Origin of the sequence: Actinoplanes sp. KI2 (assembly GCF_025630775.1) — a bacterium.
Lineage (GTDB): Bacteria > Actinomycetota > Actinomycetes > Mycobacteriales > Micromonosporaceae > Actinoplanes.
In genome coordinates this window covers 1-13,211 of sequence record NZ_JAOSZE010000024.1, presented here as the reverse complement: position 1 = coordinate 13,211, position 13,211 = coordinate 1, and the positions used below count along the sequence as shown (strand labels likewise).

The window sequence follows — 13,211 nt, the reverse complement described above, 5'->3', positions numbered from 1 at the left end:
TTCTCCTAAATAAGGCGCGATCGCCAGGGCATGGCCAGGCGTTCCAACAGGAGCGTGGTGAGATAGAAGACGAGTCCGAGCAGGCAGGCGCCGACCACGAAGGCCCAGGCACGGGGATAGGCGGTGAACGCGGCCGCGGAGGTGATCCGCGAGCCGAGCCCGTTCTGCAGGCCACCGAAGTACTCGGCGACCACCGCCGCGATCACGGCCAGCGAAGACGCCTGTCGCAGGCCGGTGAAGACGTAGGGGAGAGCACCGGGGAGCCGGACCTTGGTGGCGAACGTCCAGCCCCCGGCGGCGTACGTGCGCATCAGCTCTTGATGGATGGGGTTGACCTCGCGCAGGCCGCGCAGCGTGTTGAGGAAGACCGGAAAGAACACGATGATCGCGGCGACCAGCCGGCGGGGAATGCTGCTGGTCGTCTCGAACATGTTGTTGAGGATCGGGGCGAGCGCGATGATCGGCAGCGCGCTGACCACCGCGGCGAACGGGACCGAGATCTCGGCGATCGGCCGGAACCAGCTCGCGATCATGGCGGCGAGCACCGCGACGACCGCGCCGGCGATCAGTCCGATCAGGGCGTTCGCGCCGCTGGCCAGGGCGGCCTCCCACACGTTCTGCCGCTGCTCGACCAGCTGCTCCCAGATCTCCGAGGGGGCCGGCAGGATGAACGGCGCGATCCGGCCGAGCGTCACGGTCAGCTGCCAGGCGACGATCGCGGCTATCCCGACGAGCACGGGCGGAAGAACTCTCATGTCGCGCTCGTCGAAGGTGCCGGTACGCCGCGCAGCGCCTGCCGGACGGCCGTCACGTGCTCGAAGTACTTGTCCGACTGCCGGGCCGCCTCGTCGCGGGCCGCCAGGTCCACGTCGATCGCCGCGGTGATCCGGCCGGGCCGGGCCGACATCACCACCACCCGGTTCGACAGGAACACCGCCTCGGAGATCGAGTGGGTGACGAAGACCGTGCTCGTGCCGGTCTGGGCGCAGATCCCGAGCAGCTCGGATTGCAGCCGTTCCCGGGTCATCTCGTCCAGCGCGCCGAACGGCTCGTCCATCAACAACAGCGGCGGTTGTACGGCGAGGGCCCGCGCGATCGCCACCCGCTGCTGCATGCCCCCGGAGAGCTGGGCCGGGTAGTGCCCGGCGAACTCGGCCAGCCCGACCAGCGCCAGCATCTGCTCGGCCCGGTCCTTGCGCTCGGCCCGGCCCATCCCGCGCAGTTCGAGGGGCAGCTCGACGTTGCGCCGCACGGTCCGCCACTCGAAGAGCCCGGCCTGCTGGAAGGCGATGCCGTAGTCCTGGTCGCGGCGGGCCCGGCCGGCGTCCTTGCCGGCCACCCGGACGGTGCCGGTGGTGGGCTCGATCAGGTCGGCGATCAGCCGCAGCAGCGTGCTCTTGCCGCAGCCGGACGGCCCGATCAGCGACACGAACTCGCCGTCGGCGACGGTCAGGTCGACTTCGGACAGCGCGGTCACCGCGTCGGACCGTCCCTGGTTGAAGACCTTGGTCACCTTGTCGAGCTCAACAGCGGTCATAGGGTCACCACCTCCACGTGGCGCCGGTGCCGCATCAGCGGCAGCTCGAACAGGGTGACGGCGCCGGCGACGACCAGGCCCAGCAGGGCGGCGCCGAGCATCGCGGTGTAGACCTTGGCGGGGTCGCTGGTCGCCTCGCGGGAGTACTCGATGATCAGGCGGCCGATCCCGCCGCGGGTGCCGGTGGAGATCTCGCCGACCACCGCGCCGACCACCGCGGCCGCACCGGCCAGCCGCAGCGCCGGGAACAGGTACGGCAGTGCGGCCGGCAGCCGCAGCTTGACCAGCGTCCGCCACCACCCGGCCGCGTAGCTGCGCATCAGCTCCACCCCGCTCGCGGCCGGCGACTGCAGACCGCGCAACATGCCGACCGCGACCGGGAAGAACGCCAGGTACGCCGCGATCACCGCGACCGTCGCCCAGGGCGGCATGATGGTGCCACCCCAGCCGGCCACCAGCGGCGCGAGCGCCACCAGGGGCACGGTCTGGGAGAGGATCACGTACGGCAGCAGCCCCCGCTCGACCAGCCGGAACCGTTGCATCGCGACCGCCAGCAGCAGCCCGACCAGCGCCCCGACCAGGAAGCCGACGGCCGTGATGCCGAGGGTGAACAGGCACGCCTGCAGCACCACGAGCCCGACCGGCCGGCCGCCGGTGAGCTCCGGGCGGACCAGCCGTTGCAGCACCGTCCACAGGTGCGGCATCGACAGGTCGTCCGCGCGCGGCAGGACCCGCACCCCGAACAGCACCGTGCCGTCCGGGCTGCCGACGAGCTTGTAGCCTTCCCAGAGCAGCGCGAGCACGGCCACCCCGGCGAGGACGTACAGGGCTCTTCTCACGTGAACGCCGGGATGATCTGCGACCCGTACGCGGCCAGGGTCTCCTCCTTCGCGTCGTGTTGCAGGTACACCGCGAACTGGTCGACGCCCAGGTCACGCAGCTCGGCCAGGCGCTTGAGGTGGTGCTCGACCGGTCCGAGGATGCAGAACCGGTCGACCACCTCGTCCGGCACGAACGTGGTGTGCGTGTTCCCGGCCCGGCCGTGCTCGGCGTAGTCGTAGCCCGGCCGGCCCTTGATGTAGTCGGTCAGCACCTGCGGCACCGCGCCGTCCGCGCCGTACCGGGCGACGATGTCGGCGACGTGGTTGCCCACCATGCCGCCGAACCACCGGGTCTGGTCCCGTTGATGATCAAGATCGTTTCCCACGTACGCCGGGGCGGCCACGCAGAATTTGATGGCGAGGGGGTCCCGGCCCGCCCGTTCGGCCGCTCGGCGGACCGCGGCGATCATCCACGCCGCGATGTCCGGGTCGGCGAGCTGGAGGATGTACCCGTCGCCCACCTCCCCGGTCAGCGCGAGGGCCTTCGGACCGTAGGCCGCGACCCAGACCTCGAGCCGGCTCTGCGGCGCCCAGGCGAACTGGAGCTCCTGTCCGCGTACGGTCACCGCCTCGCCGTTGCCGAGCGCCTTGATCACCTGTACCGACTCGCGCAGCTGGCCCAGGGTCTGCGGTTGCAGGCCGAGCACCCGCAGCGCCGAGTCGCCCCGGCCGATACCGCAGATCGTCCGGTTGCCGTACATCTCGTTGAGCGTGGCGAACTGCGACGCGGTGACCGTCCAGTCCCGGGTGCCCGGGTTGGTGACCATCGGGCCGACGACCACCCGTTCGGTCGCGTCGAGGATCTTCGAGTAGACGACGAACGGCTCCTGCCACAGCACGTGCGAGTCGAACGTCCACACGTGGCTGAAGCCGGCCGCCTCGGCCTTCTTCGCCATCTCGACCACGCCCATCGCGGGCGGGTCGTTTTGCAGCACTACCCCAATGTCCATGTGTGTCGCCTCAGAGCAGGTAGTCGGAGAGGCCGCGCTTGAGGTACTGGCCTCGGCCGGCGCGCCCGGTGTACTCGCCGCCCGAGGCGATCACCTCGCCGCGGGACATGACCGTGTCGACCCGGCCGTCGATCTCCCAGCCCTCCCAGGCCGAGTGGTCCATGTTCATGTGGTGCGTCTCGACGCTGATCCGGGTGCGCCCGGCCGGGTCGTAGAGCACGATGTCGGCGTCCGAGCCCGGCGCGATGATGCCCTTGCGCGGGTAGAGGCCGAACATCCGGGCCGGGGTGGTGGCGATCGTCTCCACCCAGCGCGCGAGGGACAGCTTCTGGTCCACGACGCCCTGGTAGAGCAGGTCGACCCGGTGCTCGACGCTGCCGATCCCGTTCGGGATCTTGGAGAAGTCGCCGAGGCCCAGCTCCTTCTGATCCTTCATGCAGAACGGGCAGTGGTCGGTCGACACCACCGAGAGGTCGTTGGTGCGCAGGCCCTGCCAGAGGTCGGCCCGGTGGCTCTCGTACTTGCTGCGCAGGGGAGTGGAGCAGACCCACTTGGCGCCCTCGAAGCCGGGCGCGCCGAGCTGGTCCTCGAGCGTCAGGTACAGGTATTGCGGGCAGGTCTCGGCGAACACGTTGCGACCCAGGTCGCGGGCGGCCTTCACCTGCTCGAGGGCCTTCGAGGCGCTCAGGTGCACGATGTAGAGCGGGCAGTCGGCGGCCACGCTGGCGAGCCAGATCGCCCGGCTGGTCGCCTCGGCCTCGAGCGCCTGCGGCCGGGTCAGGCCGTGGAAGATCGGGTCGGTCTCGCCGCGTTCGAGGGCCTGCTTGACCAGCACGTCGATGGCCGGGCCGTTCTCCGCGTGCATCATGATCATGGCGCCGTTCTCCCGCGCCTTCTGCATGGCGCGCAGGATCTGGCCGTCGTCGGAGTAGAAGACCCCGGGGTACGCCATGAACAGCTTGAAGCTGGTGATGCCCTCGGTCGCGACCAACTGGTCCATGGCCTTGAGCGCGTCGTCGTCCACGCCGCCGAGGATCATGTGGAAGGCGTAGTCGATGTGGCAGTTGCCGTCGGCCTTCCCGTGCCAGGCGGCCAGCCCGTCCTGCACCACCTCGCCGTAGCGCTGCACCGCGAAGTCGACGATCGTGGTGGTGCCGCCGATCGCCGCGGCCCTGGTGCCGGTGTCGAAGGTGTCGCTGGCGTGCGTGCCGCCGAACGGCAGCTCCATGTGCGTGTGCGCGTCGACCGCGCCGGGGATCACGTACTTCCCGGTGGCGTCGATGATCTCGGGCCCCTCGGGACCCTTCCCCGGTGCGAAGATCGCCGCGATGGTCTCGCCGTCCACCAGCACGTCGCCGGCGTAGGGCCCGGTGGGCCCGACCACCGTGCCGCCGTTGATCAGGATGCTCACAGCTCCACCGTCCGGGTGTAGGACTCCGGCCGGCGGTCGCGGTAGAACTGCCACCGCTCGCGCACCGTCTTGATCAGGCCCAGGTCGAGGTCGCGGACGATCAGCTCGGGCTCGTGCGGGTCGCCGGTCTCGCCGACGAACTTGCCCTCGGGGTCGACGAAGTAGGACGTGCCGTAGAAGTCGTTGTCGCCCAGCGGCTCGCTGCCGACCCGGTTGATCGCGCCGATGAAGTACTCGTTGGCGACCGCGCTGGCCGGCTGCTCCAGCTTCCAGAGGTAGCTGGACAGACCCCGGTGGGTGGCCGACGGGTTGAAGACGATCTGCGCGCCGCCCAGGCCGAGCTCGCGCCAGCCCTCCGGGAAGTGCCGGTCGTAGCAGATGTACACGCCGACCTTGCCGACCGCGGTGTCGAAGACCGGGTAGCCGAGGTTGCCGGGCCGGAAGTAGAACTTCTCCCAGAAGCCCTTCACCTGCGGAATGTGGTGCTTGCGGTACTTGCCGAGGTAGCGGCCGTCGGCGTCGACCACGGCCGCGGTGTTGTAGAGGACGCCCTCCTGCTCCTTCTCGTACATCGGCAGGACCATGACCATGCCCAGCTCGGCGGCGAGCGCCTGGAAGCGCTCGGTGGTGGGGCCGGGGATCGACTCGGCGTACTCGTAGTAGGCGGCGTCCTGCACCTGGCAGAAGTACGGTCCGTAGAAGAGTTCCTGGAAGCAGATCACCTTGGCGCCCTGTGCGGCGGCGTCCCGGGCGTAGTCCTCGTGCGCCTTGATCATCGATTCCTTGTCACCCGTCCAGGTGGTCTGGACGAGGGCGGCGCGAACGACGTCGGTCATGACTGCCCCTCTCTCTTGATCTTGGAGCTCCGTGGCGCGGTGGAAGCGCCCGTGATCGTGTGTCTACTCCCCGTTATAGGTGCTTCGCTAGAGCTTGCGTACAGGGTTCGGATGCCGTAGGACACTAACGACACACATCGAGCCGGACAATCGCCCAGCTGTAATCAAATGTTTCTGCGAGGGAAATTTGTTGAGCGTCATCGCCGGCGCCGTCGAGGATCGCAGCGCTCGGGGGATCGCCGCCGCGGTCGGCCGCCTGGTGAGCGCGGGCGAGCTGCCGGCCGGTTCCCGGCTGCCGACGGTTCGTGACGTGGCGCGGGAGCTCGGGGTCAGCCCGACCACGGTCAGCGAGGCGTGGCGCAGCCTCACCCGGGCCGGGGCGATCCAGACCCGCGGCCGGTCCGGGTCGTTCGTCGCCGCGCCGGCCGGCAGCCGGCAGAGCTTCCGGTACGCGCAGATGAGCCACCCCGAGGCGCCGGCCGTGCTCGACCTGTCCACCGGCGTGCCCGACCACGACCTGCTGCCCGACCTCAGCGACGCGCTCAAGCGGATCGGCGACGGGCGGCTGACCGGCAGCTACCTCGACGAGCCGGTGCTGCCGATGCTCGAGACCGTGCTGCGCAACCGCTGGCCGTACCCGCCGGACGGAATCACCGTCGTGGACGGCGCCCTGGACGCGCTCGACCGGGTCATCGACGCGGTGGTGCGCTTCGGCGACCACGTGGTCGTCGAGAACCCGGCCTTCCCGCCGCTGCTCGACCTGCTGCAGACGGTCGGCGCGGAGGTGCTCGGCGTGCCGATGGACGAGCACGGCATGCTGCCCGACCGGCTGCACGGGGTGCTGTCGGAATACCCGGCGGTCGCCGTCTTCCTCCAGCCGCGGGCGCACAACCCGACCGGGGTCAGCATCCCGCCGGCCCGGGCCGCCGAACTGGCCGCCGTGCTGGCCGGCTTCCCGGAGGTGGTGGTGGTCGAGGACGACCACGCCGGCGACATCGCCACCGCGGCGCCGGTCAGCGTCGGGCGGCACCTGCCCGGCCGGACCGTGCACGTGGCCAGCTTCTCCAAGAGCCACGGACCCGACCTGCGGCTGGCCGCGGTCGGCGGCCCCGGCGTGATCATCTCGGCGGTCGCCGACCGGCGGCTGCTCGGTCCGGGCTGGTCCAGCCGGCTGCTGCAGGGGGTGCTGCTCGACCTGCTGACCGACCCGGGCGCCGTCGCGCAGGTGGCGGCGGCGCGCCGGGCGTACGCGGAACGGCGCGCGACCCTGCTCGCCCGGCTGCACGACCGCGGGGTGTCGGCCACCGCCGCCGACGGGATCAACCTCTGGATGACGGTGGACGACCAGCAGATCGCGATGGTTTCGCTGGCCGCACGCGGCATCGCGGTCGCACCCGGCGCGCCGTTCTGCGTGACCCCGCTCGGCGCCGACCACGTGCGGGTCACCGCCGGACTGGTCGCCGACGGGTTCGACCACCTCGCCGACGCGCTCGCGTCGGCGGCCATTCTGGACAGCCGCGGCAGTGGCGCCCGAGTCCGGTCGCATCCGCGTGGCTGGCGTTAAGGAGGTTCTTCCGATGACCGACGACCTGCTCGCGCGGCATCGCGCGGTGCTGCCGGACTGGATGCCGATGTACTACGGCGAGGAGGCGATCGAGATCGTGTCCGGCTCCGGCCGGCGGGTCACCGACGCCTCCGGACGCTCCTATCTGGACTTCTTCGGCGGCGTGCTGACCAACATGATCGGGTACGACGTCGCCGAGATCAACGAGGCGGTGCAGCGGCAGCTGGCCACCGGCGTCGTGCACACGTCGACGCTGTATCTGATCCGCCGGCAGGTCGAGCTGGCCGAGAAGATCGCCCGGGTCTCCGGTATCCCGGACGCCCGGGTGTTCCTCACCAACTCGGGCTCCGAGGCCAACGAGACCGCGCTGCTGATGGCCACCAACGTGCGCCGCTCCAACCAGATTCTGGCGATCAAGAACAGCTATCACGGCCGCACGTTCGCGACGATGGCGGTCACCGGGCACCGGTCCTGGTCGTCCAGCTCGCTCAGCCCGCTCAACGTGTCCTGGCTGGCGTCCGGCGACCGGCTGCGCGGGCGGATGGCCGGCCTCTCCGCCGGGGACATTGCCGAGGCGGCGATGGACGACCTGCGCGAGGTGCTCGCGACGGTCACCGCCGGGGACGTGGCGGCGCTGATCGCGGAGCCGATCCAGGGCATCGGCGGGTTCGTGGCCGCACCGGACGGCGTGCTCGGCGCGTACCAGAAGGTCCTGAACGAATTCGGGATCCTGCTGATCGCGGACGAGGTGCAGACCGGGTGGGGCCGCACCGGCGAGCACTTCTGGGGTTATCAGGCGCACGACGTGACCCCCGATCTGATCACCTTCGCGAAGGGGATCGGCAACGGGTTCGCGCTCGGCGGGGTCGTCGGCCGGGCGTCCGTGATGAACGCGGTGCCGGCCATCAGCTTCTCGACCTTCGGCGGCAACCCGCTCTCGGCGGCGGCGGGCAACGCGGTGCTCGACTACGTACTCTCGCACGACCTGCAGGCGAACGCGGCACGGGTCGGCGCGATCCTCCTGGATGGACTGCGCGCGCTGGACCTGCCAATTCTCGCCGAGGTGCGCGGCAAGGGCCTGATGGTGGGCCTCGAGTTCGTCCGTCCCGGCACCACCGAGCCGGACCCGGCCGCGACCGTACGCGTCTCCGACGAGTGCAGGGCCGGCGGCCTGCTGGTGGGCAAGGGCGGCCTGTACGGCAACGTGATCCGGATCGGGCCGGCGCTCACCCTGACCGAGGAGGAGGCACGCGAGGGCCTGGCCATCCTCGTCGACGCCATCACCCGGGTCGACGCCGAGTCGCGCGCACACTGATCCGGCGCAACAAGGCCTGGCCGGGCGATCGACCACCCAGGCGTGGCCACCACCGTGCGGCACGTGGTGAAGCGGCCTGCGTCCACTCCCGCGGCACGCGGGCCCTGTTCGCCGGGCCGGCTCTTGCCGCGTGCGGGTCCTTGCCGTGCGACTCCTCATCCCGGGCACGGGGCCCGTGGTCGCGGGCGTGGTTGGGTACATGGCCGTGCGGCGGGCGCGCCGGCGTGGTGGCAGGCGTGCGGGCGTGGTGGCAGGCGCGCGGACGTGGTGGCAGGCGCGCGGACGTGGTGGCAGGCACGCGGGCGTGGTGGCAGGCGTGCGGGCGTGGTGGCAGGCGTGCGGTGGGCGCGTGACGTGGTGGCGCGCGCGGGCGTGCGGTGGGCGCGTGGCCGTGGCGGCAGGCGTGCGGTGGGCGCGTGACGTGGTGGCAGGCGCGCGGGCGTGCGGCGGCCGCGTGGACGTGGCGGTGGGCGCGTGGGTGCGGCGGCGCGTGGGCGTGCGGCGGCGCGGGGCGGTACCAGGCGGGTGACGCGCAGGCTTGGCGGCGGGCGCGGTGGCGGCGGCAGGCGCGAAGGCGCGCGGGCGGGCGGCGCTGGGCGTAGGCGCGCGGGCGGGCGGCGCGGGGCGTAGGCGCGCGGGCGGGCGGCGCGGGGCGTAGGCGCGCGGGCGGGCGGCGCGGCCGCCGGTCCCGCCGGTCCGGGTGGCTCTGGGGGAGGCTCCGGCGCGCGGCGGGACCGGCGGAGATTACGCTCCGTGGTCTCTCAGCGGAGCCAGGGAATGGAGCGGTCGAGCAGTCCGCGGCTCTGCAATTCGTGGCGGAGCGGGATTTTCTCGTCGATGTAGCCGTCCCAGTTCACACCCCAGTAATTGGCGGTGTGAGTTGCTTCGCCGAGCAATTGCCGTTGCACCGGGGTGCGATTGGCCCACCATTCGCTGTCCCGGTCGATCGGCATGTCGTCGAGCGGCCGCACCCAACGATAGGTGTAACCGACAAACAGCATTTTGCGGGTTACCGTGCTGCGGTTGACCGACCGCGAGTGCCACAGCCGCCGGTCGAAGACGAAGCAGTCGCCCGGGTTCGCGGTGATCTCGACGGTGCCGCTCGGGTCGTGGCCGGGCTCGGTCCGTTGCAGCGTGTTGCTCAGGTGGCTGCCCGGGATGACCTTGGTGGCGCCGCGGCCGGTGCGCGACAGGTCGGACAGCACGTAGGCCACCTTCAGCGACAGCATCGGGCGCGGGTCGCCGGTCAGCGACTCCGGGTCCGAGTTCTGCCGGTAGCCGTCCTGGTGCCAGCCCCAGCCAGGCGGCTCCTCGGACGGGTTCGGCGGCGTCACGTCGAGATGGTTGTGGTGGCTGTAGATGTTCCAGCCGGCCAGCCCCCACACGTACGGAAACGTGCTGGGCTGGGTCAGCAGCTCGCCGAACGCCTCGTCGCGATCGAGGAAGCCGAGCAGGTGCAGTGTGCCGTCGGGCTTGAGCCGGCCGGCCTCGCGCTCCTGCGCGTAGACCCGGTCGACCGCGGCCTCGAGCCGGGCGCGGTGCTCCTCGGTGAGCGCGCCGCGAATCAGCAGAATGCCCTCGCGCTGGAACTCCGCCCGCTGCTCCGGCGTAATCGCCTCGAACCCGGTCAATGCCATCGTCGCGGCCCCCCTTAATGTTTCGCTCTTCATTTGTCCCCCGGGGGATCCGGTGCTTCATAGGGGAAGACGCGACCGGCGCCGCGATGCGTTGCACGGGTTCGGAGAAATTTTTCGACATTACTGAAAGTAATTGACTCGATTTCCTTGTGGACCCGGACAACTCGGGCGGATTTTGTCGCGGAAACGACAGGCCGACGTTCAGCCGACGGGCCCCGCCTGCCGTACGGCGGCCGGCAGCAGCACGGTGACGACGGTTCCGGCGCCATCGCTGCGCAGGCGAAGCTCTCCGCCGTGCGCGGCGACGATCGCGTCCACAACCGACAGTCCGAGCCCCGTCCCCGGCGTGCTCCGCGCGGTGTCGGCCCGGGTGAACCGGCCGGTCGCCCGGGCCAGAAACTCCGGTTCCATCCCGGGCCCGGCATCCTGCACCCGCACCTGGACGAACGGCCCGTCCCGCCCGGTCGTCACCGTGATCGGCGGCGCCCCGTGCCGGCTCGCGTTGTCCAGCAGATTGGTCAGCACCTGCCGCATCCGGTCCGGGTCGGCATGTGCGACCGCCGTCGTGTCGTGCTCGGTCCCGGGGTCAGCCTGCGCATTCACCGTGGCATCGTGGCCGACCCAGACGCCCGGATAACTCGCCGCGACCTCTTCCGCCAGCGCCGCCAGGTCCGCCGTTGCCCCCTCGGCCGGCGGCGCCTGCACCCCCACCGTGAGCAGCGTGTCAGCCAGCTGCCGCAGCCGATCCGTGTCGGCGGCCACGTTCCGCAGCGTCTCCTCCAGCTCCGCGGTGCTGCGCGATCGCCGCAGAGCCAGCTCGATCTCGGTGCTGATCAGGGTGAGCGGGGTGCGCAGCTCGTGGCTGGCGTCGTGCACGAACCGCCGTTCCCGGTCGAGCGCCGCATCGAGGGCGGCGAGCATGTCGTTGAGCGTGTGCCCGAGGCGGGTCAGCTCGTCGTCGCGCCCGGCGGGGACGTCGAGGCGCAGCCCGGTGGCGTCGGCGGCGATCCGGGTGGCCTCGGCGCGGTAGCGTTCGACCGGGGCGAGGGCGGCGCGGGTGAGCCGATATCCGACCACCGAGGCGACCGCCAGCGCGGCGAGATTGGCGAGCACGAGCTGGCCGATCAGTTCGCGCAGCGCCTCGTCGCGCTGATCGCGGCGGCCGGCCACGACCGCGACGGCCGCCCTGCCGCCCGCCAGTTCGGTCCCGCCGGCGCCCGTCGACGGCGTCAACGGAACGGCGCCCGTCGACGGCGTCAACGGAACGGCGCCCGTCGACGGCGTCAAGGGAACGGCATAGAGCCGCAGGGTGCCCGGCCTGATCGGGAAGAGGTCGCCGAGGTCGGCGCGCACCGGCCCGGATCGGGCGGCGGCGAGCTGGTGTGCGGTGAGCAGTGGCAGGCCGGTGCTGCCGGTGCTGGCCTCCAGCACCCGGCCGGAGGAGTCGAGGATCTGGTATTCGATGCCCGGCGCGACCGTGGGCGCGCCCCCGGCGCCGACCTCCTCGGCGATCAGCGAGGACTGGGCCTCGAGGTCCTCGTTGAGCTGCAGATCCAGGGCGTACCGCACGCGCAGATAGACGAAGGCGCCCGCGCCGGCCAGGACGATCAACATCGAAACGGCAAAACCGGCGATCAGCCGTACGCGCAACGGCAGCCGCCGCAGTCGGGACCGCATCATGGCCGCCGCCGCAGCAGCCTTGGCGGGGAGCGCATCTCAGCCGCCGTCCGCTTCGAGCCGGTAGCCGGCGCCGCGCAGGGTCGTGATGGCGTGCCGGTCGAACGGCTTGTCCACCTTGGACCGCACGCTGGCGATGTAGACGTCGATGACGTTGGAGCGCAGGTCGGTCTCGCCGTCCCAGACCTCGTCCAGGATCTGGTAGCGGGTGACGCACTGCCCGGCCCGGCTGATCAGCAGCGCCAGGATGTCGAACTCGCGGGCCGACAGCGCGATCTCGGCGTCGTCCCGGAAAACCCGCCGGGTCACGGGGTCGAGCCGCAGGTCCCCCGCCCGCAGGACGGTCACGGGGTCCGGGTTGGTGCGCCGATGCAGGGCCCGCAGCCGGGCGAGCAGCTCGTCGAAGGAGAACGGCTTGCTCAGGTAGTCGTCGGCGCCGGCGTCGAGCCCTTCGACCCGATCGGGCACGGTCCCGCGTGCGGTGAGCATCAGGACCGGCACGCGTACGCCGCGATCCCGCAGCTGGCGACACAGGTCCAGCCCGTCCAGCCCGGGCAGCATGCCATCGAGCACCACCGCGTCGTAGTCGCCGCCGATCGCCGCGAGCAGCCCGTCCTCGCCGGTGTGCCGCACGTCGGCGGCGTGGCCGGCCTCGCGCAGCCCGCGCGCGACCAGCTCGGCGAGCCGCTGCTCGTCCTCGACCACCAGTACCCGCACGTGCACCTCCCCACGGTCCGGGTCAATGCATCACGGCCGCCCGCCGTCTTCAGGTTCCTTTCATCGTGGCGTACCGCGCCGGTGCTCGTGGCCGTCCGCGTCTGCGGCACACCCGTTCGTGTAACGGCTGCTACATTCATCCTTGTGGCAGACAACGACCGATGGGTGGTGCTGGTGCTGAAGGTGCCGGCCGAGCCGTCGCGGCACCGGGTCGCGGTGTGGCGCGAGCTGCGCCGGATCGGGGCGTTGTCGCTCGGCCAGGGCGTGTGGGCGGTGCCGGACGTGCCGGTCTTCGCCGGTGGCATCGAGCGCGCGATCACGATGGCCGAGCAGGGCGGCGGGCAGGCGATGACGCTGCACGCCAGCGGCCGCGGCGCCGAGGACGCGGCCCGCTTCCGGGCCATGTTCACCGCCGCCCGCTCGGCCGACTGGGCCGAGTTCCTGGCCGACTGCGGCAAGTTCGAGCGCGGCCTGGCCAAGGAGATCGCGATCGGCAAGTTCACCCTGGCCGAGCTGGAAGAGGAGGAGCAGTCCGTCGAGCGCCTGCGGCGCTGGCATCGAGACCTCACCGCACGGGACGTGTTCGGCGCGCCGGAGGCCGCCGAGGCCGCCCGCCGGCTCAAGAACTGCGCCGCCGGCTGCGAGAACTACGCCGAGCTGGTCTTCCGCGCGCTGCACGGCACCCG

At 71.5% G+C, this 13,211-nt stretch carries 12 protein-coding genes; 3 read left to right on the top strand and 9 right to left on the bottom strand.

Going from position 1 to position 13,211, the window contains the following annotated elements:
• Positions 1–5: 5 nt before the first annotated feature.
• Genes ODJ79_RS24870 through ODJ79_RS24845 form a run of 6 tightly spaced genes read right to left on the bottom strand, consistent with a single transcriptional unit; the run spans position 6 to position 5,615 of the window.
• The gene (locus ODJ79_RS24870) at positions 6–755 is read right to left on the bottom strand and encodes an ABC transporter permease (RefSeq protein ID WP_263025975.1); all 750 of its coding nucleotides are present in this window, start codon (positions 753–755) and stop codon (positions 6–8) included.
• Positions 752–1,537 (bottom strand): ABC transporter ATP-binding protein, encoded by a 786-nt coding sequence (locus ODJ79_RS24865; protein WP_263025974.1) that lies wholly within the window; start codon positions 1,535–1,537, stop codon positions 752–754. Before ODJ79_RS24865 ends, ODJ79_RS24870 begins: the two co-directional genes overlap by 4 nt.
• Positions 1,534–2,376, bottom strand: coding sequence for an ABC transporter permease (locus ODJ79_RS24860; protein ID WP_263025973.1), 843 nt, complete (start codon positions 2,374–2,376; stop codon positions 1,534–1,536). Before ODJ79_RS24860 ends, ODJ79_RS24865 begins: the two co-directional genes overlap by 4 nt.
• Positions 2,373–3,368, bottom strand: a complete 996-nt coding sequence (locus tag ODJ79_RS24855) for a TIGR03842 family LLM class F420-dependent oxidoreductase (RefSeq protein WP_263025972.1) — start codon at positions 3,366–3,368, stop codon at positions 2,373–2,375. Before ODJ79_RS24855 ends, ODJ79_RS24860 begins: the two co-directional genes overlap by 4 nt.
• Positions 3,369–3,378: 10 nt before the next feature.
• Complete coding sequence (gene hydA / locus ODJ79_RS24850; protein ID WP_263025971.1) at positions 3,379–4,779, bottom strand: dihydropyrimidinase; 1,401 nt, start codon at positions 4,777–4,779, stop codon at positions 3,379–3,381.
• Positions 4,776–5,615: a nitrilase-related carbon-nitrogen hydrolase gene (locus tag ODJ79_RS24845; protein WP_263025970.1), complete on the bottom strand. Its 840-nt coding sequence runs from the start codon at positions 5,613–5,615 to the stop codon at positions 4,776–4,778. Before ODJ79_RS24845 ends, hydA begins: the two co-directional genes overlap by 4 nt.
• A 190-nt stretch (positions 5,616–5,805) precedes the next feature.
• Here ODJ79_RS24845 and ODJ79_RS24840 point away from each other — a divergent pair, with 190 nt between their 5' ends.
• Both ODJ79_RS24840 and ODJ79_RS24835 read left to right on the top strand, forming a co-directional pair.
• A complete protein-coding gene (locus ODJ79_RS24840) occupies positions 5,806–7,179 on the top strand; it encodes a PLP-dependent aminotransferase family protein (protein ID WP_263025969.1) in 1,374 nt (457 codons plus the stop codon).
• 13 nt (positions 7,180–7,192) lie between these two features.
• Complete coding sequence (locus ODJ79_RS24835) at positions 7,193–8,494, top strand: aspartate aminotransferase family protein (RefSeq protein ID WP_263025968.1); 1,302 nt, start codon at positions 7,193–7,195, stop codon at positions 8,492–8,494.
• 761 nt (positions 8,495–9,255) lie between these two features.
• Here the strand turns inward: ODJ79_RS24835 and ODJ79_RS24830 are convergent.
• The 3 genes from ODJ79_RS24830 to ODJ79_RS24820 all read right to left on the bottom strand — a co-directional run bounded on the left by ODJ79_RS24830 (position 9,256) and on the right by ODJ79_RS24820 (position 12,525).
• On the bottom strand, positions 9,256–10,164 hold the full coding sequence (locus ODJ79_RS24830) for a phytanoyl-CoA dioxygenase family protein (protein WP_263025967.1): 909 nt from the start codon (positions 10,162–10,164) through the stop codon (positions 9,256–9,258).
• A 168-nt stretch (positions 10,165–10,332) separates the two neighbouring features.
• The gene (locus tag ODJ79_RS24825) at positions 10,333–11,811 is read right to left on the bottom strand and encodes a sensor histidine kinase (RefSeq protein ID WP_263025966.1); all 1,479 of its coding nucleotides are present in this window, start codon (positions 11,809–11,811) and stop codon (positions 10,333–10,335) included.
• A 36-nt stretch (positions 11,812–11,847) separates the two neighbouring features.
• Positions 11,848–12,525: a response regulator transcription factor gene (locus ODJ79_RS24820; RefSeq protein ID WP_263025965.1), complete on the bottom strand. Its 678-nt coding sequence runs from the start codon at positions 12,523–12,525 to the stop codon at positions 11,848–11,850.
• Between the two features lie 144 nt (positions 12,526–12,669).
• On the opposite strand from ODJ79_RS24820, the gene ODJ79_RS24815 reads away from it, so the two are divergent.
• Positions 12,670–13,211, top strand: a 542-nt coding sequence (locus tag ODJ79_RS24815; RefSeq protein ID WP_263025964.1) for a Chromate resistance protein ChrB, incomplete at its 3' end; no start/stop codon positions are given.

Excerpts from the sequence above, each read along its gene's own strand:
- ODJ79_RS24870 (WP_263025975.1), bottom strand. The coding sequence starts at position 755 with ATGAGAGTTCTTCCGCCCGTGCTCGTCGGGATAGCCGCGATCGTCGCC.
- ODJ79_RS24865 (WP_263025974.1), bottom strand. The coding sequence starts at position 1,537 with ATGACCGCTGTTGAGCTCGACAAGGTGACCAAGGTCTTCAACCAGGGA.
- ODJ79_RS24855 (WP_263025972.1), bottom strand. The coding sequence starts at position 3,368 with ATGGACATTGGGGTAGTGCTGCAAAACGACCCGCCCGCGATGGGCGTG.
- ODJ79_RS24845 (WP_263025970.1), bottom strand. The coding sequence starts at position 5,615 with ATGACCGACGTCGTTCGCGCCGCCCTCGTCCAGACCACCTGGACGGGT.
- ODJ79_RS24835 (WP_263025968.1), top strand. The coding sequence starts at position 7,193 with ATGACCGACGACCTGCTCGCGCGGCATCGCGCGGTGCTGCCGGACTGG.
- ODJ79_RS24830 (WP_263025967.1), bottom strand. The coding sequence starts at position 10,164 with ATGAAGAGCGAAACATTAAGGGGGGCCGCGACGATGGCATTGACCGGG.
- ODJ79_RS24825 (WP_263025966.1), bottom strand. The coding sequence starts at position 11,811 with ATGATGCGGTCCCGACTGCGGCGGCTGCCGTTGCGCGTACGGCTGATC.